This window comes from Jiulongibacter sp. NS-SX5 (assembly GCF_052828545.1).
The window spans coordinates 1,286,712-1,307,076 of the sequence record NZ_CM128248.1 but is presented as its reverse complement, the minus strand read 5'-3'; the positions used below and the strand labels follow the sequence as shown (position 1 = coordinate 1,307,076).

20 protein-coding genes are annotated in these 20,365 nt (G+C 39.7%); 11 read left to right on the top strand and 9 right to left on the bottom strand.

The annotated features are described in order from the left end of the window. Window positions 1-11: 11 nt before the first annotated feature. Window positions 12-851: a hypothetical protein gene (locus ACUXV0_RS05920; RefSeq protein ID WP_446192148.1), complete on the bottom strand. Its 840-nt coding sequence runs from the start codon at window positions 849-851 to the stop codon at window positions 12-14. Between the two features lie 81 nt (window positions 852-932). On the opposite strand from ACUXV0_RS05920, the gene ACUXV0_RS05915 reads away from it, so the two are divergent. Then, window positions 933-2,027: an AI-2E family transporter gene (locus tag ACUXV0_RS05915; protein WP_446192147.1), complete on the top strand. Its 1,095-nt coding sequence runs from the start codon at window positions 933-935 to the stop codon at window positions 2,025-2,027. On the opposite strand, the gene ACUXV0_RS05910 is transcribed toward ACUXV0_RS05915, so the two are convergent. After that, window positions 2,024-3,550: a GH3 auxin-responsive promoter family protein gene (locus tag ACUXV0_RS05910; protein WP_446192146.1), complete on the bottom strand. Its 1,527-nt coding sequence runs from the start codon at window positions 3,548-3,550 to the stop codon at window positions 2,024-2,026. The genes ACUXV0_RS05915 and ACUXV0_RS05910 overlap by 4 nt on opposite strands. A 49-nt stretch (window positions 3,551-3,599) precedes the next feature. Next, window positions 3,600-4,493 carry a glycerophosphodiester phosphodiesterase family protein gene (locus ACUXV0_RS05905; protein WP_446192145.1) on the bottom strand — a complete coding sequence of 298 codons (894 nt, stop codon included), beginning with the start codon at window positions 4,491-4,493 and terminating at the stop codon, window positions 3,600-3,602. A 121-nt stretch (window positions 4,494-4,614) separates the two neighbouring features. Between ACUXV0_RS05905 and asnS the strand changes: the two genes are divergently transcribed. From asnS to ACUXV0_RS05880, 5 genes are all read left to right on the top strand, one after another. Beyond that, window positions 4,615-6,042: an asparagine--tRNA ligase gene (asnS, locus tag ACUXV0_RS05900; protein WP_446192144.1), complete on the top strand. Its 1,428-nt coding sequence runs from the start codon at window positions 4,615-4,617 to the stop codon at window positions 6,040-6,042. Between the two features lie 70 nt (window positions 6,043-6,112). Then, a complete protein-coding gene (locus tag ACUXV0_RS05895) occupies window positions 6,113-7,201 on the top strand; it encodes a complex I subunit 1/NuoH family protein (RefSeq protein WP_446192143.1) in 1,089 nt (362 codons plus the stop codon). Window positions 7,202-7,215: 14 nt separating this feature from the next. After that, window positions 7,216-7,770, top strand: coding sequence for a hypothetical protein (locus ACUXV0_RS05890; protein ID WP_446192142.1), 555 nt, complete (start codon window positions 7,216-7,218; stop codon window positions 7,768-7,770). 1 nt (window position 7,771) lies between these two features. Continuing rightward, window positions 7,772-8,803, top strand: a complete 1,032-nt coding sequence (gene proB / locus ACUXV0_RS05885) for a glutamate 5-kinase (protein ID WP_446192141.1) — start codon at window positions 7,772-7,774, stop codon at window positions 8,801-8,803. A 3-nt stretch (window positions 8,804-8,806) separates the two neighbouring features. Next, window positions 8,807-9,064, top strand: a complete 258-nt coding sequence (locus tag ACUXV0_RS05880) for a DUF3820 family protein (protein ID WP_446192140.1) — start codon at window positions 8,807-8,809, stop codon at window positions 9,062-9,064. Here ACUXV0_RS05880 and ACUXV0_RS05875 read toward each other — a convergent pair. Beyond that, entirely contained in the window at window positions 9,015-9,680 is a 666-nt protein-coding gene (locus ACUXV0_RS05875; RefSeq protein ID WP_446192139.1) for a hypothetical protein, read from the bottom strand. The two genes, ACUXV0_RS05880 and ACUXV0_RS05875, sit on opposite strands and share 50 nt — an antisense overlap. 73 nt (window positions 9,681-9,753) lie before the next feature. On the opposite strand from ACUXV0_RS05875, the gene ACUXV0_RS05870 reads away from it, so the two are divergent. Next, window positions 9,754-11,229 (top strand): M28 family peptidase, encoded by a 1,476-nt coding sequence (locus ACUXV0_RS05870; RefSeq protein WP_446192138.1) that lies wholly within the window; start codon window positions 9,754-9,756, stop codon window positions 11,227-11,229. Window positions 11,230-11,468: 239 nt separating this feature from the next. Then, window positions 11,469-12,752, top strand: a complete 1,284-nt coding sequence (locus ACUXV0_RS05865; protein ID WP_446192137.1) for a citrate synthase — start codon at window positions 11,469-11,471, stop codon at window positions 12,750-12,752. A gap of 125 nt (window positions 12,753-12,877) precedes the next feature. Here ACUXV0_RS05865 and ACUXV0_RS05860 read toward each other — a convergent pair whose 3' ends face one another. Further along, window positions 12,878-13,216 (bottom strand): LytR/AlgR family response regulator transcription factor, encoded by a 339-nt coding sequence (locus ACUXV0_RS05860; protein ID WP_446192136.1) that lies wholly within the window; start codon window positions 13,214-13,216, stop codon window positions 12,878-12,880. 159 nt (window positions 13,217-13,375) lie between these two features. On the opposite strand from ACUXV0_RS05860, the gene ACUXV0_RS05855 reads away from it, so the two are divergent. Together ACUXV0_RS05855 and ACUXV0_RS05850 are read left to right on the top strand one after the other, a co-directional pair. Next, window positions 13,376-14,284, top strand: coding sequence for an ABC transporter ATP-binding protein (locus tag ACUXV0_RS05855; RefSeq protein WP_446192135.1), 909 nt, complete (start codon window positions 13,376-13,378; stop codon window positions 14,282-14,284). Between the two features lies 1 nt (window position 14,285). After that, on the top strand, window positions 14,286-15,620 hold the full coding sequence (locus ACUXV0_RS05850) for an ABC transporter permease (protein WP_446192134.1): 1,335 nt from the start codon (window positions 14,286-14,288) through the stop codon (window positions 15,618-15,620). A gap of 74 nt (window positions 15,621-15,694) precedes the next feature. Here ACUXV0_RS05850 and ACUXV0_RS05845 read toward each other — a convergent pair whose 3' ends face one another. Continuing rightward, window positions 15,695-16,243, bottom strand: coding sequence for a hypothetical protein (locus ACUXV0_RS05845; RefSeq protein ID WP_446192133.1), 549 nt, complete (start codon window positions 16,241-16,243; stop codon window positions 15,695-15,697). A gap of 185 nt (window positions 16,244-16,428) precedes the next feature. Between ACUXV0_RS05845 and ACUXV0_RS05840 the strand changes: the two genes are divergently transcribed. Further along, window positions 16,429-17,667, top strand: coding sequence for an endo-1,4-beta-xylanase (locus ACUXV0_RS05840; protein WP_446192132.1), 1,239 nt, complete (start codon window positions 16,429-16,431; stop codon window positions 17,665-17,667). Here ACUXV0_RS05840 and ACUXV0_RS05835 read toward each other — a convergent pair. From ACUXV0_RS05835 to ACUXV0_RS05825, 3 genes are all read right to left on the bottom strand, one after another. After that, window positions 17,654-18,301, bottom strand: coding sequence for a peptidoglycan DD-metalloendopeptidase family protein (locus ACUXV0_RS05835; RefSeq protein WP_446192131.1), 648 nt, complete (start codon window positions 18,299-18,301; stop codon window positions 17,654-17,656). The two genes, ACUXV0_RS05840 and ACUXV0_RS05835, sit on opposite strands and share 14 nt — an antisense overlap. 93 nt (window positions 18,302-18,394) lie before the next feature. Continuing rightward, window positions 18,395-19,945: a TonB family protein gene (locus tag ACUXV0_RS05830; RefSeq protein WP_446192130.1), complete on the bottom strand. Its 1,551-nt coding sequence runs from the start codon at window positions 19,943-19,945 to the stop codon at window positions 18,395-18,397. A 49-nt stretch (window positions 19,946-19,994) separates the two neighbouring features. Beyond that, on the bottom strand, window positions 19,995-20,363 hold the full coding sequence (locus ACUXV0_RS05825) for a BlaI/MecI/CopY family transcriptional regulator (RefSeq protein WP_446192129.1): 369 nt from the start codon (window positions 20,361-20,363) through the stop codon (window positions 19,995-19,997). Window positions 20,364-20,365 lie beyond the last annotated feature (2 nt).

The window sequence follows — 20,365 nt, the reverse complement described above, 5'->3', positions numbered from 1 at the left end:
GTTAAGACTATCTAAGGCAAAGCGATTTCCACTTGATATAAACCTCTTTGCTCATTTGAAAATACAATTTGATTGGCAGATTTAAAAGCAATGGCCTCCGTTTGTTTTCTTCCGGTTTTTAAGCATCCTACTGGGTAGTCATAATTGACCTCATCGTTTTTTATTTCAAAAAGCAGGATTTTGCCATATGTCAACAAGGCAAAAAGATGTCCGTCTGGGCTGATATCTGCGGCTGTCACCATTTCATGAAGTGCTACCCCTTCAATAGGTTTTAAAGAATAGTGCCCTTTTCTATCTGGTAAAGAATAATGCTTACTTACTTTGCTATCCTTATTTCTGCTTTTTGAAAAAAGATGGAGATTTCCTTGATGCCAAAACATTGCTTCGCAATCAAAATTGAGGTCTTCAGGAGAAGCATTTTGTTGGTCGGCAAATTCAAATGAAAGTGTTTCTGTTTCTCCAGATGGTAAAACTTTAATGATTTGAAGATCAGCCCTCTTTTGTAGGTTATTACCAAAATCGCCTATGTAAATGTTCCCTTGGTCATCAGTTGTGATGTCTTCCCAATCAATATTTCTACAATTCTTTAGAGTAATGGTATTTATCAACTGGCCTGAAGAATCAATCGTATATATGGCTGGTTTACCTCCGCTATCATTATGTGTTAAATATCGGTTTTGACCAATGTATGCAAGCCCTGAGGATTCATTAACTTCCGGAGCTAGGGTGCCCAGTTTTTCAATTTGTGCAACTTGTTTTAAATTTTCAAAGCCGCTATCCTGATCTGATTTACATGAACAAGTAGCAATCTTGAAAAGGAAGTAGAATGCAGCCAATTTTGCTTTTAACATTTATCCTTTTTATCTGCCGTAAATGTATGAAACAGATTAGCGGTATTAAATTTTATCTATTTTTGATGTAAAAGAAAAAGCATGACAAAACCACAAAATTTTCAGTCGGTAAGGATCGCTGCCACGTTGATTTCAATTGTCATTTTGGTATATGCTCTGTGGAGTCTACAGGCCATTATAGTTCCTTTACTATTCGCTGCTGTTTTGTCGTTTTTACTTCTACCTGTGACCAATTTTTTAGAGGTCAGATTGAAGTTTCCTCGAGTTCTTGGAATTATCGTCACCATATTATTGGCTGGTGCTACCATAGGGGCTATCATTTGGTTAATGGTGGGCCAGGTAAGGACGTTCGATGAAATCTGGCCTCAAATGATTGAGAAAGGTGAAAAATGGCTGGATATAGGGCAATCTTTTATTGCGGAACGTTTCTCTGTTACAGAAAACACCCAGCTAAATGAACTTAGGAAATACTTAACAGACCTGCTGAAAAATAGTGGCTCTTTCATATCAGGAACTCTATCAAATACCACTGGTTTTTTAACCAATCTTTCGCTTATACCTCTTTACATTTTTCTTATGCTCCTGTACCGAGATTTCTTTCAAGAGTTTCTTTACAAAGCTTTTAAGAAAGTAAGCAATCATAGAATTGACCTGATTTTGGGTAAAATCAAGTCTGTAGTTCAGAGTTATATGTCTGGTTTAGTATTGGTAATTTTAATAGTAGGAACCTTAAACACAGTGGCTCTCTTACTACTGGGTATTCCTAATGCCGTTTTCTTTGGTTTCTTTGCAGCAGTACTTGTTTTGGTACCTTATATAGGTGTGGCTATCGGGTCTCTTTTGCCCATAGTCATGGCTCTGATCACTAAAGATTCTGCATGGTATGCAGTGGGTGTTGCTGCCAGTTTCGCGGCAATTCAGTTTTTAGAAGGGAACTTCATTACTCCTTTTATAGTGGGCTCAAAGGTTAGTATCAATAGTCTTGCAGCTATAGTTTCATTACTTCTTTTTGGATCACTGTGGGGGATTTCCGGTTTAGTTTTGGCTCTACCATTGACCGCGATTATTAAAGTACTATTTGACTCCATTGACGTCATGAAACCTTTCGGATTCTTGCTGGGAGACGCTACTCATTCAGAGATAGGCAAGAAAAGGAAGCGGGTCAAAAAGGTTTAAGAATGTAGCCCAGTGAACTCTAGTAGGTCATCAAGAAATTCTCGGTTATTACTCAAACGAGGAACCTTATTCTGTCCCCCAAGTTTACCTCTTCTTTCCATCCATTTGTAGAAAGTGCCTTCCTGCACAAAATGTACTTTAGGCATTTGAAGAGCTAAATCTCCTTGTCGTTTGGCATCATAATCTGAGTTTACGCTTCTCAAACTGGCATCCAGCTTATGAATAAACGGCTCAGGGTTTGAAGGTATTGAAGAACATTCTAAGATCCACTCGTGACCACCTTTACTTTTATCGGCCATGTAACATGGTCCTGCAGTAAAATCCTTGATGACCAGTCCGGTTGCTTCACAGGCTTCGGTGATGCCAGTTTCTGCATTTTCTATGATCAGTTCTTCACCAAAAGCATTGATAAAGTGCTTGGTTCTTCCTGAGATTTTTATGCGATATGGGTACTTGGAAGTAAACTTCACAGTATCACCTATTTTATATCTCCAAAGCCCACTATTTGTTGAAATAATAATGGCGTAGTTTTTATCAAGTTCTACCTCTTCAATGGTCAAGGTCTTTGGATGGTCCTTATCAAGCTCTTCCATAGGAATAAACTCATAAAAGACTCCGTAGTCTAACATAAGGAGCATTTCCCCAATTCTATTGAGGTCATCCTGAACACCGAAATAACCTTCGGAGGCATTATAAATCTCCTGATATCTTACCTGATCTGATGGGAAGAAGCGTTTAGTAAACATCTCCCTGTACGGTTGGAAATTAACCGCTCCATGAACGAAGAGTTCAAAATCAGGCCAAACCTCCAAAAGATTATCTTCGCCTGTGATCTCCATAATTCTTTCCAGTAACACCACCGTCCACGTGGGCACGCCAAGAATACTCGTCAGGTTTTCTTTCGGACAAATTTCAATCATCCTAGCCATTTTCTCCTCCCAATTATCCAGAAGTGCTACTTCTAAAGGAGGAGTACGTAAAAATTCAGCCCAGGAAGGAAGGTTCTGCATGATTAAAGCCGAAATATCACCAACCTGTGAATTACTATCATAGGGGTTTTCTTTCAATGAACCGCCTATTGATAGCCCTTTTCCATCAAAAAGATCCGATTCAGGATTCTGATTGAGGTAGAGCGTAATCATGTCTTTCCCTCCTTTGTAATGACAGCTTTCTAAGGCCTCATCAGAAACCGGGATGTATTTGCTTTTATCGTTAGTAGTACCTGACGATTTTGAGAAAAGTTTGATTGGTGTAGGCCAAAGTACGTTTTGCTGCCCTCTTAAAACTTTCTCAATTTCTGGGTAGAGGTTTTCGTAAGTAACGATTGGTACCTCTCGCTGGAAATCCTGTATGTTTTTGAAGTCTGAAAAACCATAACGTTTACCGTATTCAGTTTTTCGAGCCTTTTTGATCAAGCTAGAATATTGACCAAACTGGGTCTCATGAGGATGGTGCATAAATTCATTGATTCTCTCAATTCGTCGTTTGATAAAGAACCCAAGAATTTCGTTTAATACACTCACAGAGGTGTTCGGTTAGTTTCGGGCGTAAAGAAAATTTAAATTCTTATGATTACAAATTTTTCACTCTGTTCGGGTAGTCGGTGATGAGTCCGTCACATCCCATTTCTTTCACTTTCTTCATGTCTTCAATTTCGTTTACCGTCCATGGGATGACTTGAATGCCTAAAGCATGAAGTTTTTGAACTTTCTCTTCGTCCAGATGAATAAAGTAGGGGCTCCAAACTTCAGGAGTGAATCCAAGCTTATTCAAATTTACGTCGATATCATTATCTTCAAAAGGCTCAATCAAGACAGAGAGTTGAGGTTTCTGGTATTCACCAGCTTGAATTCTCATGAACCAATGCTTCAAAACATTATAGTCGAAACTCTGAATAGTCACTCTTTCGGCAGGTATTTCTGAGAAGATGACGTCATGAGCGAGATCTGAAAACTCGGCCACCTCTGGTTGTGATTTGTTGTATTCTTCGGATAGACTTTTTAATTCAATATTATAATTAGGCGGGGAGACTCCTTTTTTACGAGCATACTTTTCCGCTTCTTTCAGCATTTTTGACAGTAAAGGTTTGTAGGCTTTCATCTTTTGCTGCTCAGGAAAATTTGGGTTTCCTCTTAGACCTACGTCATATTTTTTGATTTCCTTATACTCAAGCTCATACAGGTTGTTTTGTGTTTCTTTTGAAACGTAAATGCCATCGGGATCAGTTGAGATATCGGGATTAAAATATGGCTCGTGAGAAACCACTACTTTCTTGTCCTTGCTGATGACCACATCCAGCTCCAGAGTATGAACGCCTAAATCGATCGCTTTTTTAAATGCTTCAATGGTGTTTTCGGGCATTAAGCCACGGCATCCTCTGTGGCCTTGAATTTCAAAGTCGGTTTTTTGAGCCATTACTGATATTGAAGAAAAAATAGATAGAAGGGTAAAAAGTACTCTTTTCATGAAGATCATTTAAAATCAAATTTAGCAAACTTTGACTCACTTTTACATTATTAACAATTTCTTAAAACCTTGCTTTAATAATCCCTATTTTTGGCACACTTAGACTTTCAACAACAACAAAATGCAGATAATAGAAATACTCAATACTGAGCCAAAAGAACAGGAAATTACCGTAAAAGGGTGGGTTAGAACCAAAAGGGGGCAGTCTGCTTTAGCCTTTGTTCATATCAATGACGGTTCTACCATTCATAATATTCAGGCGGTGGTAGATGGCGAAAAAGTGCCGGAGGAAGTGATGAAAAAAGTGACTTGCGGGGCATGTGTAGCCATCACTGGTAAACTAGTGGCCTCGGCAGGGTCAGGTCAAAATGTGGAAGTACAAGCCGAGAGTGTAGAAGTTTATGGCGAAGCCGATGAGACTTTCCCGATACAGCCTAAAAAACACAGTCTTGAATTTTTGAGAGAAAAGGCACACTTACGTTTTAGAACCAGTACATTTAGTGCTGTTTTTAGAATTAGGCATCATCTCTCGCATGCTGTTCATCAGTTTTTTCATGAGCAAAATTTCTTCTATCTGCATACACCTATCATAACGGCATCTGACGCAGAAGGAGCCGGAGAGATGTTTAGGATAACCACTTTTGAGGCTAATAAAGCACCAGTTAATGAAGCGGGCGAGGTGGATTTCAAAGAAGATTTCTTTGGGAAAGAAACCTCACTAACTGTTTCGGGGCAATTAGAAGGTGAATTGGGAGCATTGGCACTTTCAAGGATATACACTTTTGGTCCTACTTTCAGAGCCGAGAATTCGAATACGACCCGTCACTTAGCAGAGTTCTGGATGATAGAGCCGGAAATGGCCTTCTTTGAACTCATGGAGAATATGGATCTAGCAGAAAGCTTCACCAAATATGTGATTAAATATGTGGTGGAGAACTGTAAAGATGATCTGGCTTTTCTTGACAACAGATTCAATCAGGAAAACAAGGCAAAACCACAAAATGAGCGTTCTGAACATACTTTAATTGAGAAACTCAATTTTGTTTTGGAAAACGAGTTTGCCAGAATTACGTACACAGAGGCCGTCGATATTCTATTGCAATCTAAACCTCACAAAAAGAAGAAGTTCAAATTTCCTGTAGAATGGGGAATTGACCTGCAATCTGAGCATGAGCGATACCTTGTAGAAAAGCATTTTAAAAAGCCTGTTATCATCACAGACTACCCAAAAGATATTAAAGCCTTCTACATGAAGCAAAATGATGATGGTAAAACTGTAGCAGCTATGGATGTTCTTTTCCCGGGCATTGGTGAAATGATTGGCGGCAGCCAGAGAGAAGAAAACCTGGATAAACTGCATACACGCATTAAGGAGATGAATATAGAGGAAGAGAGTCTCTGGTGGTATTTAGAAACAAGAAAGTATGGAACTGCTCCTCATGCTGGTTTTGGTCTTGGTTTTGAGAGGCTTGTGCAGTTTGTTACCGGTATGGGTAATATCAGAGATGTTATTGCTTTCCCAAGAACACCTGGCAATGTAGAGTTCTAAGAATACTTAATGAAATGGGCGTTCAGAAGCCCATTCTTAATATATTTGGCATTCAATTTCTGAGATTTTAATGTTCATACCTCTTCTCGTTTTTCTGGCAGTTATCGGGGCTAATGTAATCATCAGCGTTTATCTGGAGCGGAAGGTGTCGGCCTTTATGCAGGATAGGCTGGGCCCAATGGAGGTAGGAAAGTGGGGTTTACTTCAGCTTATTGCTGACTTGGTTAAGTTATTTCAGAAGGAGGATATTGTACCAGATAAGGCAGATCACAAATTATTCAAGTTTGCACCCAAGTTGGTTTTTATGGCCATTTTTGCTGGATTTGCAGTGTTGCCGGTAACTTCCACTTTGCAGGGTTCAGCTGCTCAGACAGGGGTGTTTTTTCTGCTGGCCATTGTAAGCTTAGATATCCTGGGGATTTTGATGGCTGGCTGGGCTTCTAATAATAAGTACTCACTGCTAGGAGCAATGCGGTCTGTGGCCCAAATTGTATCATATGAAGTCCCATTGGGTTTGTCGGTATTATGCGTCATTGTGGTTACACAAACGCTGGATTTACAGGAGATCAGTTTTCAACAAGGCCTATTCTCAAATGAAGCCAACTACCTTTTTGGAATCAAAAGTCTTGGAGTTAATGTCTCTGAAGTTGGAGGATTTTTAACATGGAATATTTTTAGAAATCCGTTTCTATTGATCGTTTATGTCATATTCTTTATTGCCACACTAGCAGAAACAAATAGAGCACCTTTTGATTTGCCTGAGGCGGAGTCGGAATTAATTGCCGGATACCACACAGAGTACAGTGGTTTCAGATGGGCTTTTATTTTCCTGGCAGAATACGGAATAATGCTACTCGTTTGCTTACTGGGAGCCATTCTGTTTTTAGGAAGCTGGAATTCGCCTTTGCCTAATATTGGTAGCGTCAAGTTAGCTTTATGGACTACAGGAGAACCTTGCTCATGGCAGTCTTACGCTTGGGGAGCTTTTTGGCTCTTCTCAAAAGCATATCTAGGCATGCTGATTATGATGTGGATTCGCTGGACATTGCCGCGTTTCAGAATGGATCAGCTCATGAAACTATGTTGGAAAGTTCTTACTCCTTTTTTACTCGTTTTACTTCTGATTTCTACCATTTGGCGAGTGCTGATGGTGTGGTAAACCACAATTGAGAAATGCCTAAAAATATTTCAAAAGAGCTGGAAAAAGAGATTTTGGCCTTGCCACAAAAGGACAAAGACCGTCATTTGTTGCGACTGATCTCCCGAAATAAATTATTGCTGGAGCAAATGCAGTATGAGTTATTGGAGGATGAATCCGATCTCTATTTAAGAAAGGAAGCAGTAAAAGATCATATTCTGGAGACAATGCAAAAGCCTTTTCCGGGCACCGCGTTTTTTTTAAGGGCTTTCAGAAAGCTAAGTACTGAAATTACCTGGCATAGAAGAGTCACAAAAGATAAATATGGAGAAGTAGATCTGCAGATCCTATGTCTGGAGAAAGCTTTTGAAGCTCAGCTAAAGCATATCGGTATCATGAGTAGAAAAGGGGATGTGCTTAGAACCTACATGGTGAAAAAGGCTATTTCGGTTTTGAAAATGATCGATAAACTACATGAAGATTATAAAATCGATTTCTCTTCGCGAATGGATAAGGTTTTGAAGTTGCTTCATACCTTTGAAACTAAATATGATGCTCAGAAACTTGAGCTTCCAGATTCAATAGATTAGCATGATGAAACCTTTATTGGTTGTAAAGTTTGGTACTTCAGCCATTACAAATGAAGATGGTATACCTGACGATAAGGTGATAGACCGTATTGCCTCTGAACTTTCAATTTTGCATAAAGATCATTCACTGGTTATTGTCAGTTCTGGGGCGGTGGGAGCCGGTAAGTCATTTATCGCTAATTATGACGGAAAAATTGCAAAACGAAAGGCTGCCGCTGCAATAGGTAATCCTTTATTGATAGCAAAATTTAAAGAGGCATTTGCAAAGCATGACCTCAATGTAGCTCAAAGTCTTTGTGAAAGAAGGCATTTTGCCAAACGTGAGCTGTTTCTACAGCTCAAAGAAACCTATCATGAACTTTGGAGCAATGGCATCATTCCAATTGCCAATGAAAACGATGTGATCTCTGATCGGGAGCTGAAGTTTTCGGATAACGATGAGTTGGCAACTTTGATAGCCGCAGGTTTTGGAGCCAGCCAACTGATGATAGCCACTGAAGCAGGCGGGCTTCTTGATTCTGATAAGAAAGTAGTATCTCACGTACCTGTTATTGATGAATCTGTGATGGATTTGGTAGATACCAGCACCTCAGGACTAGGTCTGGGTGGAATGTCTTCAAAATTGACCTTTGCCAAGCTCGCTACTAAAATGGGCGTAAAGGTGACTATTTTTGGTATTAAGCTTCATCAGGGAGGAATCTTAGAAGCTTATGAAGCGAAGAGCGGGACACGTTTTGACGCTCAGAAGGCCAATCTCTCTGCACGCAATAAATGGTTGGCAAGCGGAGGTTTGACGTCTGCTTATTTGATTTTGGATGATGGAGCTATTCAAGCTCTGAGTAATAGGAAAAGCCTTCTGGCTGTTGGCGTTACTAAAGTCAAAGGTGATTTTGGGAAAGGCGAGGTGGTAGAACTGAAAAATTCTGCGAAAGAGGTCATTGGAGTGGCTAGAACCAGCGTTTCTTCCTCTGGCATTTCTGAGAAGAAACAGAATTTACAGATAGCCCACGCTAACGATATTGTGATACTTTAAGGAATGGAACTAGTACCTGAATACGATAAGCAAGTTCTTTTAGATATAGTCACCAAAAGAATGCCATTCGGGAAGTATAAAGGAACCTTAATTGCTGATATTCCAATTTTTTACCTGGAGTGGTTTCTTAGAAAAGGTGGTTTTCCAGAAGGTAAATTGGGTATTTGGATGGCTACCACTTACGAAATCAAGAATAACGGGCTTCAGGAGATTATTGAAACTCTGAAAAAGATGGTTCCTCCTCAGGATCGGCAGGGCTAGCTTTTTGGTCTAGAATAAGCACTTTTCGACTTCTCTCTACCGGCAGACTAGGCTCTATTTTTCTGAAATCTTCTGTATAATCCGGTTCTGGAATTTCAAATTCCATATCGGAGCTCACTATTCTCAATTGCTTTTCGCAAAGCTTAAGTTTTGGGAAGATTTCTTCAGAGGGAATACCTTCCTGAAGAGCCATTCTATAATAATCTGAGGCTTCTTTTAATTTTACTTCAGCTTCTACTCTGAATTGTTGTGTGTAAGCCTTTTGTTGAAGTTTTCGAGCATGAAGATATGCCATGACTCCCAGGTCAGATTTGTTAGGGTCCAATGGATTAATCTCTATTAGATTTTCCAAGTTGTTAATGGCTTTCGGGTAGTTTTTTAGACCTCTGAAATTCTCATATCTCTTCTTAAACACCATACACGCCTTACTATCCTCAATCTTTTTCATGACATAGATTTCACCATCACCACTTATCTGTTTGTAAATGGTAAAGGCATCCCAATATCTACCAGAGTTGAAGAGTTCATCGGCCTTAGCCAATTTTTCATTTTGAAAACCAAAAACAGAGCTTGATACTGTTATTAGGCTGAAAAATAGGTATAGTGCGTACTTCATTTTAAAAGCGTTAATTTGCGAAAACGATTCATCAATTAAGTCGAAGTAGAACTATAAGCCAGTATTATTAAATATGAAGAAAATTGCTTTAGCCCTCGCAGTACTTTCTGCGATCAGCATAAACTCAAACGCTCAAAAGTTTAAAAAATTACCTGAATCAAAAATTGAGCAGTCTTTTGTAGAAAAACACATTCGTTTTTTGGCTTCAGATGCTCTTAAAGGTAGAAATACCGGTGAGCAGGGAAATGACGCAGCAGCAGCCTATATAGCCGAAGAATTCAGAAGTTATGGAGTGATGCCATTGGGCGAAAATTATTTCCAGGAAGTGCCTTTTGTAAAATATGCTCAGCCAGAAGATGCCTTTATTAAATCAGGCGAGAATGTCATGAAGGTCAATGATGATTTCCTGGTTTTACAAGGAGGAGGAATTTCTGAGGAATCACTGGAGACCATAAGAATAGGTTACGGCTGGATCTCTGAAGACGGTTCTCATAATGATTATGAAAATGTGGATGTGAAAGGAAAACTGGTGATTACTCAGGTAGGTTCTCCTGAAACAAAGGGCTTTAGAGAAATGATGGCTTTGTCTGCTCAAAAGGAGGAGCTGGCCAAAGAAAGAGGAGCTGTGGGAATGATTGAGATATTCACTATTCCGGCACCTTGGGAACTGCTGGTAAGGACTTTTGGTGATGGGAAATTAGAGGTAAAGACTGGTGAGAAGTCAGATTTTACCAGAATTCTGATCAACAGTGCTACGGCAAAAAAAATAGGTCAGGAGCCTGTAGAAATAGAATGTGGTAAGATTTCTGAAGAAGCTGCACCGAGTAATAATGTTATTGGGATGATCAAGGGAACTGATGAAAATCTCAAATCAACTTTTGTGGTTTTGACAGCTCATTTTGATCACGTTGGTTTTAGGGAGGCCACTTCTGAAGATGATGATTACATTTTCAACGGAGCCAGAGATAACGCCATTGGTGTGTCTGGTTTAATGACTGCGGCTAAGACTCTGGCTCAAAAGCCACCTAAAAGGTCAGTCTTATTGATAGCATTTACAGGGGAGGAATTGGGTCTGAAAGGAAGTAACTATTACGTCCAAAACCCTCTGGTTCCACTCAATAAAACTGTTTTTAATCTCAATATTGACGGTGCTGGGTATAATGACGTGACAAAGGTGAGTGGTCTGGGGATAACACGTACCGGTGCCGAACCTGAAATTTCCAAAGCTGTGGAAGCTCTAGGCTTAAGTCTACTACATGACCCTTCTCCGGAAATGAACCTGTTTGATCGATCTGATAATGTACGTTTTGCTGCCAAAGGAATTCCGGCACCTTCTTTTTCACCGGGCTTCACTTCATTTAGTGAAGATATGATGAAGTATTACCACAAAGAAGCTGATAATCCAGAGACACTTGACTTTAATTACTGTACTAAATTCGCCAAAAGCTTTGCTTATGCAGCACGTTTGGTGGCAAATAAAACAGAGGCACCTCAATGGATAGAGGGAGATAAATATGAGCAGGCCGGAAAAGAGCTTTATGGTAAATAACCCGTATTAAGAAACGAGCTATTCTAGGAACAGTATCGGGCTATTTGATGTTATAATTGCTCTTGTGAGTTGTCCGAATTGTGAGAATTGTACATTTTTGACGATTTCTTCGTTATTCTTGCCCTGAGCATGAATTAGGTCCTAGAAAATCGCAATTGAGTATAAAAAATTGCTCTGTATTCGTTAAATTCGCAGCCTCTTATTCTAGGGAATCAAACGTAAAATATAAGATAAATACAATGGCCGAAACAGCAAAGCTAAGCCTGGATGGTAAGGATTTCGAGTTTCCGATCATAACCGGATCTGAAGACGAGAAAGCCATCGATATTTCAAAACTAAGAGCCCAGACAGGTCACATCACTATTGACCCGGGTTTCAAAAATACAGGATCTACCACCTCATCAATTACTTACCTTGACGGAGAACAAGGTCTACTTCGTTACAGAGGTTACAGTATTGAAGATTTAGCTGAAAAGGCTGATTTCCTAGGTGTTGCTTACTTATTAATCTACGGTGAATTGCCAAATGAAACTCAGTATAATGAGTTTGTAGGTAAAATCACCCGCCACACCATGGTGAATGAAGACATGAGAAAGATATTTGACGGTTTCCCTGTCAATGCTCACCCGATGGGTGTGATGTCTTCTCTGGTTAGTGCCATGAGTGGTTTCTACCCTGAGTCATACAGCAAGAACGATATGGATAATATCGATCTTCATATCATCAGATTATTGGCGAAGTTCCCGACTTTGGCCACTTGGTGTTACAAAAAATCTCAAGGACACCCGATCAATTATCCGAAGAACAGTCTTGACTACACGTCAAACTTCTTGCATCAGATGTTTGCTTTACCGGTAGAAGATTATGAGGTTGATCCTGTGGTAGCTAAGGCTTTAAATAAACTATTGATCCTTCATGCTGATCATGAGCAAAACTGTTCTACATCTACTGTAAGACTTGTAGGCTCATCTCAAGCTAACTTATATTCTTCTATTTCAGCTGGTATTTCTGCTCTATGGGGTCCGCTTCACGGTGGTGCTAACCAAGCGGTAATTGAAATGCTTGAGGCAATTAAAGAAGATGGTGGTGGAGTTGAAAAATACTTGGCTAAAGCCAAAGACAAAAACGATCCATTCAGACTGATGGGCTTTGGTCACAGAGTTTATAAAAACTTTGACCCTCGTGCTCGTATCATCAAAAAGTCTGCTGACGAAGTTTTATCTGCTTTGGGTGTAGATGATCCTGTATTGGATATCGCCAGAGGTCTTGAAGAAGCTGCTCTTAACGATGAGTACTTCATCCAGAGAAAACTTTACCCTAACGTAGATTTCTACTCAGGTATTATTTATAGAGCCTTGGGTATTCCTGTAAATATGTTTACCGTGATGTTTGCTTTAGGTCGTCTTCCTGGTTGGATCGGTCAGTGGCTAGAGCTTCGCGAAAGCGGTCAGGCTATCGGTCGTCCTCGTCAGATTTACACTGGTGAAACTTCAAGAGAATTCAAAGAAATGGGTGACAGATAAGTCGGAGTCCCATTTAATAGATAAGAAAAAAGCAGATCGAAAGATCTGCTTTTTTTACGCCATAAATAAAAAAAACGAGCAACTTCAAAAAAGCACCCGTTCCTGATTCTATATAATTGTACAGTTTATATGACAGCTCTACGTTGACGCATCACCGACAAGAACGCATCTTTTTTGCGTCTGCTTATGTCTGCATCAAAATTATCAGCCAATCTTACTTTGGTTTTGACACCATTTCGCTGAACACCTTCAACGTGATCAAGATTGACCATAAATGACTTATGAACTCTGAAAAAAGAAGAGAATTTATCAAACACCTTCTCCATCTCTTTCAATGTTTTTGAAACAATCACCTGCTCTCCACCTCTTAGCATCACCTCGGTGTAATTTGCATCAGCCTTTAACAGGACAATGTCGTTCGGTCTTACGTGCTTCTTACCTACTAACTTAATTGTATTGTTCATGAGGAGATGGTTGTTTTATAAGCGTATGACCTGACTTCTCTTGAAATGGTTGGAAAGGCCCGAAAAAAAATCCGAATAAATAAATCCTGTGCCTTTTGTCCAATATTCCTATGAGGCGTTGCCCTTTTGCTTATTTTTGAAGGAATCAAAACGATCACTGTGGATTTAATTTTAGATATCAGAAACATCGATAAGAACTACGCCAATCATCAGGCTCTTGACGATGTCAGTATTCAGGTTCCGAAGGGTTTAATCTTTGGTTTACTCGGCCCAAACGGTGCAGGTAAAACTTCCTTAATTAGAATAGTCAACCAGATTACTGCACCAGATGCAGGTCAGGTCTTTTTTGATGGCGAGCCTTTGGCAGAAAAACACATCTATGAAATCGGCTATTTGCCTGAAGAGAGAGGTCTTTACAAGAAAATGAAAGTAGGTGACCTTTTGCTTTATTTGGCTCAGCTAAAAGGACTTAAAAAGTCTGAGGCCATGGATAAGCTGAAGGACTGGTTTGTGAAGTTTGATATCAAAAATTGGTGGGATAAGCCGGTAGAAGACCTTTCAAAAGGCATGCAGCAGAAAATTCAGTTTGTGGCTACAGTTCTTCATCAGCCTAAATTGATTATTCTGGATGAGCCCTTTAGTGGTTTTGATCCAATTAATGCCAACATCATTAAGGATGAAATTCTCAAATTGAGAGAGCAGGGCAGTACTATTATTTTCTCTACACACCGCATGGAGTCTGTAGAAGAACTCTGTGATCATGTGGCTCTGATAAACAAATCGAAAAAGGTATTAGACGGTTCAAAAGCCGAGCTGAAAGAGCAATTTAAGGAGAATAGTTTCTATCTGGAGTTTGAGGGAGAATTGGCGAGTAAAGAAGGTGTTTTTGAGCTTCAAAACATAGAGAATATGGGAGGGGATCTTAACAAAGGCTCCGTAAAGCTAGCTGAAGGCGTTAGTGTAAATGATCTGGTGAGATCAATAATAGATCAGGTAGAGCTAAGGGCTCTTCATGAGAATATCCCGAGTATGAATGACATCTTTATCAAAGCCGTAAACCAAGCCTAAAATGAATAATATTTTACTAATTATAAAGAGGGAATACCTCACCAGAGTCAAGAAGAAGAGCTTCATTATTCTGACTATTCTGGTGCCATTACTTATGATGGGTATGTGGGCTGGAATTTTCTGGGCTGCCATGTCCGGAATTGATCAGAAAGATATCTCTGTGATAGATGAGAGCGGCTATTTCGTGAATAAGATTGCCAATAATGAGATGTATAGTTTTGAGTACATTGACTCTAATTTGGATGAAGCCAAAAAGGCATTTCCAGATAGTAAGAAGGATGCATTGGTGTACATACCTGCTGATATCATGGAAAACCCGAAGAGCGTGAGAATTTTTGCTCAGAGTGGTGTCCCACTAGAACTGAAGAGTAAAGTGGAAGGCTCAATAGAACGCGAAATTGAAAATATTAAACTTACAGAAGCCGGTATAACAAGATCTGTTTTAGAAGATGCTAAGCTCAATGTGAGCTCAGAAACTATAAGTCTGAAAGACGGCAACGAGAAAAAAAGTAGCTCTACGGCTGCTACCATAATAGGGTTTGCCTGTGCATTTCTGATCTATATATCTGTGTTTATTTATGGAGCACAAGTGATGCGTGGGGTCATGGAAGAGAAGACCAGCAGAATAGTAGAGGTGATTATTTCCTCTGTGAAGCCTTTCCAGTTAATGATTGGTAAAATTGTGGGGGTGGCTTTGGTAGGTTTAACTCAGTTTACACTTTGGATAGTTCTGACTTTAGGTTTGTTTACAGTAGCCGGCCAGTTAGTTGGTTCTAAACTACAGGATATGCCAGATGTGAATGCTATGCAATCGGCCAATTTACCTCCTGAGGTAGCAGCTCAAATGCAACAAAGCCAACCAGATTTTACGTCTGATATGCTTCCTGATATAGTGAACGCGGCAGGTACTTTACCTATTACCACTATTATTGTTTCCTTCTTGTTCTACTTCCTGGGAGGCTATTTATTATACAGTTCCTTATTTGGTGCTGTTGGTTCTGCAGTAGATGGTGAAACAGATACTCAGCAATTTATATTGCCAATAACCATACCCATTATTGCAGCTTTTGTTATTGCTCAGTTTGTGATGAGAGATCCTAACGGACCTTTGGCTTTTTGGGCTTCAATGGTGCCTTTTACATCACCGATAATTATGATGGTAAGAATTCCATTTGGAGTACCTATCTGGCAGATAGCTTTATCGATCACTTTACTCGTCGGAGGTTTTGTATTTACGACCTGGCTTGCAGCCCGCATTTACCGTGTTGGAATCTTGATGTACGGTAAAAAGGTGACTTGGAAAGAGTTGTCTAAATGGGTGTTCTACAAAGGTTAATAGTTTTCAACCATTTAATATTGAAACGTCGGGATTATGATCCCGACGTTTTTTTTATGGCTATAAGTAGAGAATTATAAAGTCAATCTGGCAGCTACACTAATGTCTGCTATATCAATAGAACGACTTCTTTGGCTGGCTTCAAAGCCTTTAAGGTAACGCATGTTAAGTTGTACAGAAATATGGTCTGTCAGCTCATAATAAGGTGCCAGCGTGATACCTATCTGTGGGCTGGCGTCCCAATAGGTATCTGAATATTTGCCGTAATCATACCAAATGGTAGTGGCTCCTCCACCAATCATGACAGGGAACTGAGTTTTATCGTTTATCGGAAAAGAATAGCCTAATGAACCATGAAAGTTATTTCCGCTTTGAAAGCTTTCATCTGCAATAGTTTCTGTAAGAGCAGGGCTGTATTGAAGCCGGCCGATAAACTGCTTGACCTGCAATTCGCCGTAGATGCCCAGAACCACGCCTGATGCTCTATCGCCTCCATAGGTTAAAAGTGGAGCATAGCCTACCGAAGCAGCTCCTGATAATTTGGCCTGCCCAAACGCTGTAGAGGTATTGAGAAGAATAAAAAGAAGTAAGATGATAGATGTAGAATACTTAAAGTTTTTCATGAGTTGTTTTTTGATTGCGATGAGCCAAAAGTAGATAGACAGCTCATGTAGCCCTATTTTCAAGGGAGGACAAAAGGTGGACAAGCAGAAAAAAGTTTTGTCGCCCCATTTTTAGGCTTTGAAGATTCTTCGTTTTGATTCTGAATGAAATCCTGATATTGCAGAGTATGAATAACCCTAAATCAATGAATAAGCTAGTCTCGCTTCTCTTAATTAATTTCCTTATCGTAAGTGCTTTTGCTCAAAATGCAGAGCAAAGTCAACGAATAGAAGAACATAGAAAAGGTATTATCAAAATAAAGGCCGTCCCTGGCTCAAGAGTAGAAATAGAGCAGTTAAAACATGAATTTTGGTTCGGTGCCGCTATAAGCAATGGCTTAGCCTCCAACTATTGGTCTGCCAATGATCAGAAAATGTATCGAGAGAAATTTCTTGAGAATTTTAATTCTGCCGTAACAGAAAATGCTGTGAAATGGCTTAGCATGGAGCGTCATCAGGGTCAGGTGAATTATGAAGTGGTAGACGGTATTTTGGAGTGGTGTGATGAAAACGGCATTCCTATTCGAGGCCATAATGTGTATTGGGGTATTGATAAGTTTGTACAGCCTTGGCTGAAGGAAATGAATAATGAGCAGTTGGAGAAAACTTTACAAGCCAGAGCATATGATATAGCTAACAGATATAAAGGCCGGTTTGTAGAGTATGACCTGAATAATGAAATGGTACATGGCAATTTCTATGCAGAAAGGCTGGGTGACGGAATCACTAAAAAAATGGAAGACTGGTTTCATGAAAAAGACCCAGAGGCCAAATTATGGCTCAATGACTATGATATTCTGACGGGAAATAAGCTCGAAGAATACATGGCACAAATCAGATCATTGCTTTCAAGCGGAGTAGAAATAGCCGGTATAGGTGTACAGGGTCATTTACATGCAGAAGACTTTGATGCTGAGGTACTTCAGAAATCATTGGATTCGTTAGCTACCTTTGGCTTACCCATAAGAATTACAGAGTTTAATATGCCTGGTCAGCGATCTAAGTGGGTTGATAATAGATCGGAGTTTTTGACTCCTGAGCAAGAGCTTCAAAAAGCCCAAAACTTGGTGGATTATTACCGAATTTGTTTTTCACACCCGGCAGTAGAAGGTATTCTGATGTGGGGATTTTGGGAAGGTGCTAATTGGATACCAGCCTCAGGTATTTACAGAAAAGACTGGAGTCCTACACCTGCGGCAGATGCCTATCAGAATCTAATTTTTAACGAATGGTGGACAAAAGCCAGTGGTACTTTAGATAAAACCGGGGTTTCTGAAATATCCGCTTTTTATGGTGATTACAGAATAACCATTGATGGTAAACCTACCCATGTACGCCTTGAAAAAGAGAAAGGGGAGTTGGTTTTAGATTTTACAAAAAACTAGCCGGAGGCTCAATTCCTAAATAAGGGTAGGGGTTTAGGCATATCTTGGTCATTACCTTAAGCTCGCTTTTGGCACAGACACCGGGGAAATCGCCTTCTTGTCCGAGCATGTCATTCATGATTTGAAAATGAAGATGTGGTGGCCAGTCGCCATTGATAGGGTAATTGCCAATGGCAGCAAATTCTGCTCCTTTTGTAAGGGTTTGACCCTTTTCAATGCCCATTATTGAATCAAGTGTTAAATGACCGAATAAAAGGAATAGACCACTCTCCAGCCCTTCTAAAATTACGGTAGGTCCGTAGTTCCCGAAGCCGGTATTATTGGCGAAGCTATGAATCTTACAATCTTCTGGAGTAAATAATGGTGTATCGGCAGGCATCCAGATATCTACACCAAGGTGCATGCTTCTACTTTTACCTTTATTGAACTGCTCACGACTATTATAGACCGTGCGGTCTTCCAGCCACCCGCCTATTCCTAATACTGCTTCTTGCTTGTTAATTTTGTCAAAAACATACTTTGTAAATAAAGCAGTATCATCAGGATTTAAGGCTTGTAATTCATGATTATTAGCAGTAAAATCAAGCCAAGCACATTTGGCAGTAGAAAGATCAAATTCAAGAATATTGGGCATGCAGTAAACTTTGTCTCAAAATAAATAAAAAAGCAGCTCAAAAGTACTGAGCTGCCCGGTGGATTTGTAGCTATAATTTGTGCTGTATAAAGACTACTTTAAATTGATAAACACTATTCCATTGCCTCCCCTATTACCTGAATGTTTTATAGCTTTTTCACCTTTCATTACTGAAATGCTTGCAATTTGATCCGGTTCAATATGATCGACACTAAGAACCTCTTCTCCGTTGACGAAATACAGAGGATTAGTGTTTTTCTCCAATGAAGGTAAAGTGTTGTCAGGACTAACAGGTATTTGGTTTAATCCCACTTTAGGAGATCCTACTTTCTTTATTTCAAGGTCTTTTGCTGCGTCCAGTTTAAAGAAGACAGGCATGGTGAACCAAACGGCCACAGGTTTATCATCTTGCTTGCCAGGATTCCATCTCGGAAAGCTTTTGATTACTCTGATAGTTTCTTCTCCAGTACCAGCTCCTAAGTCTTTGAGGATTTTGGTTTCTCCAATCGAGCCATCTTTTTTTACCACAAATTTGACAAAAACACGACCTTCTATTCCTTCCTTTTGGGCCGCTTCAGGGTATTTCAAGTTTTCTCCGATAAACTTAAACATGGCCTTTGTTCCTCCTGGAAATTCCGGTATTTGTTCAACTTTTGCGTATGTGGTATCTGATGACACCAAGCTTTTTTTTGTTGGCTTTGTAATTTCCTTTGTCTTAAGTAGGGTGTTCTGTTTAATTCCATTTTCTGAAGCTACTTGTGGAACTGGCTCTTCTATCTTTAAAGTATTAGGGACAGGGAATAGTTCTTTGGTAACTTCTGAGGCATTACTGGCTGCTGAGAAAATAAGCATACCAATAAAAAGGGGCATAGCAAATGCATATTTGAGAAGTGCCGTTCTGCTTGATTTTTCTTGAGAAAGTTTCATAATTCGTGTTTTGAGAATTTTCTGATTGAAAAAGTTATTGACTAATACGTTTCTGTTTGATTTGAAATGGGTGGCAACCAGAATTTCAGCGTAACGATATTGCCCTGCATACTGTGCAGCTTTATCATCGGCTATTAACTCATGAAGTAGTTTTATTTCATGTCGCAGCCAGTGAACTGCAGGGTTAAACCAACAAACCGTGGTCACTAACTCAAACCAAAAGACATCTACACTGTGAAATTGTTTGCTGTGCACCTCTTCATGATTTCTAATGGTATTGTATTCTGGGAGGTCTTTATCTACAAATATTTTCCCGAAAACTGAAAAGGCTTGCCCTTCTAAGTAATTGATTCTTAGAAGTTGCTGCAGTTTAAACAGAGCCACTGAAAACCTTAGAAGACCGTAAGCAAAACCAAGGAAATAGACAGTGATGGCCAATAACTCCCAACTCCACACCGTTTTCTCAGGACTAGCACCGCTCACCTGAAACTCCTGCAGATTAATTACCGCCATAACCTCGGTTACCTGTGAAGTGACAAACCAATTCTGGACAATGCCAAGTTTCCAGAAAGGAATCAGGAAGGACAGCACGGAGGCCACCAGAAGAAATATTCTGTTTAACTGAAAAAACGTTTCTCTCCTTAGTACTAGCAGGTAAAAAGCTACTGTAACTAGAAGGTAAAGATTAACTTGAAAGAGGTAATTTAGCCAGTTCATAGCTTAGATGTTTAGGGTGAGTGGTATTCAAAATTGAGCCAACAAATCACTATTTCTTCATGCCTTCCATCATTCTCATGATTTCATCAGCTTCTTTGATATCTATCTGTTCTTCATTAACGAAGAAAGAAACCATTTGCTTTAAACTGCCTCCAAAATAACTGCTCATCAGCTTTTTAGAAGCGAATTTTCTGTATTCATCTCTACTCACTATTGGGAAGTACTCATAGGTTTTACCATAGGCCACATGGTCAATAAATCCTTTTTGTTCCAGAATTCTGATAATGGTAGAAACGGTATTATAAGCTGGTTTAGGCTCTGGTAACTTTTCGATTACGTTTTTAACGAATGCTTTTTCCAGATCCCACATCACTTGCATGATCTCTTCTTCTGCTTTGGTTAGTTCTCTTAAATCCATGG

Bases quoted from the DNA above. Each gene is read 5' to 3' on its own strand.
- ACUXV0_RS05920 (WP_446192148.1), bottom strand. From the start codon at position 851: ATGTTAAAAGCAAAATTGGCTGCATTCTACTTCCTTTTCAAGATTGCT.
- ACUXV0_RS05915 (WP_446192147.1), top strand. From the start codon at position 933: ATGACAAAACCACAAAATTTTCAGTCGGTAAGGATCGCTGCCACGTTG.
- ACUXV0_RS05905 (WP_446192145.1), bottom strand. From the start codon at position 4,493: ATGAAAAGAGTACTTTTTACCCTTCTATCTATTTTTTCTTCAATATCA.
- asnS (WP_446192144.1), top strand. From the start codon at position 4,615: ATGCAGATAATAGAAATACTCAATACTGAGCCAAAAGAACAGGAAATT.
- ACUXV0_RS05895 (WP_446192143.1), top strand. From the start codon at position 6,113: ATGTTCATACCTCTTCTCGTTTTTCTGGCAGTTATCGGGGCTAATGTA.
- ACUXV0_RS05890 (WP_446192142.1), top strand. From the start codon at position 7,216: ATGCCTAAAAATATTTCAAAAGAGCTGGAAAAAGAGATTTTGGCCTTG.
- proB (WP_446192141.1), top strand. From the start codon at position 7,772: ATGATGAAACCTTTATTGGTTGTAAAGTTTGGTACTTCAGCCATTACA.
- ACUXV0_RS05880 (WP_446192140.1), top strand. From the start codon at position 8,807: ATGGAACTAGTACCTGAATACGATAAGCAAGTTCTTTTAGATATAGTC.
- ACUXV0_RS05875 (WP_446192139.1), bottom strand. From the start codon at position 9,680: ATGAAGTACGCACTATACCTATTTTTCAGCCTAATAACAGTATCAAGC.
- ACUXV0_RS05870 (WP_446192138.1), top strand. From the start codon at position 9,754: ATGAAGAAAATTGCTTTAGCCCTCGCAGTACTTTCTGCGATCAGCATA.
- ACUXV0_RS05865 (WP_446192137.1), top strand. From the start codon at position 11,469: ATGGCCGAAACAGCAAAGCTAAGCCTGGATGGTAAGGATTTCGAGTTT.
- ACUXV0_RS05860 (WP_446192136.1), bottom strand. From the start codon at position 13,216: ATGAACAATACAATTAAGTTAGTAGGTAAGAAGCACGTAAGACCGAAC.
- ACUXV0_RS05850 (WP_446192134.1), top strand. From the start codon at position 14,286: ATGAATAATATTTTACTAATTATAAAGAGGGAATACCTCACCAGAGTC.
- ACUXV0_RS05845 (WP_446192133.1), bottom strand. From the start codon at position 16,243: ATGAAAAACTTTAAGTATTCTACATCTATCATCTTACTTCTTTTTATT.
- ACUXV0_RS05840 (WP_446192132.1), top strand. From the start codon at position 16,429: ATGAATAAGCTAGTCTCGCTTCTCTTAATTAATTTCCTTATCGTAAGT.
- ACUXV0_RS05835 (WP_446192131.1), bottom strand. From the start codon at position 18,301: ATGCCCAATATTCTTGAATTTGATCTTTCTACTGCCAAATGTGCTTGG.
- ACUXV0_RS05830 (WP_446192130.1), bottom strand. From the start codon at position 19,945: ATGAACTGGCTAAATTACCTCTTTCAAGTTAATCTTTACCTTCTAGTT.
- ACUXV0_RS05825 (WP_446192129.1), bottom strand. From the start codon at position 20,363: ATGGATTTAAGAGAACTAACCAAAGCAGAAGAAGAGATCATGCAAGTG.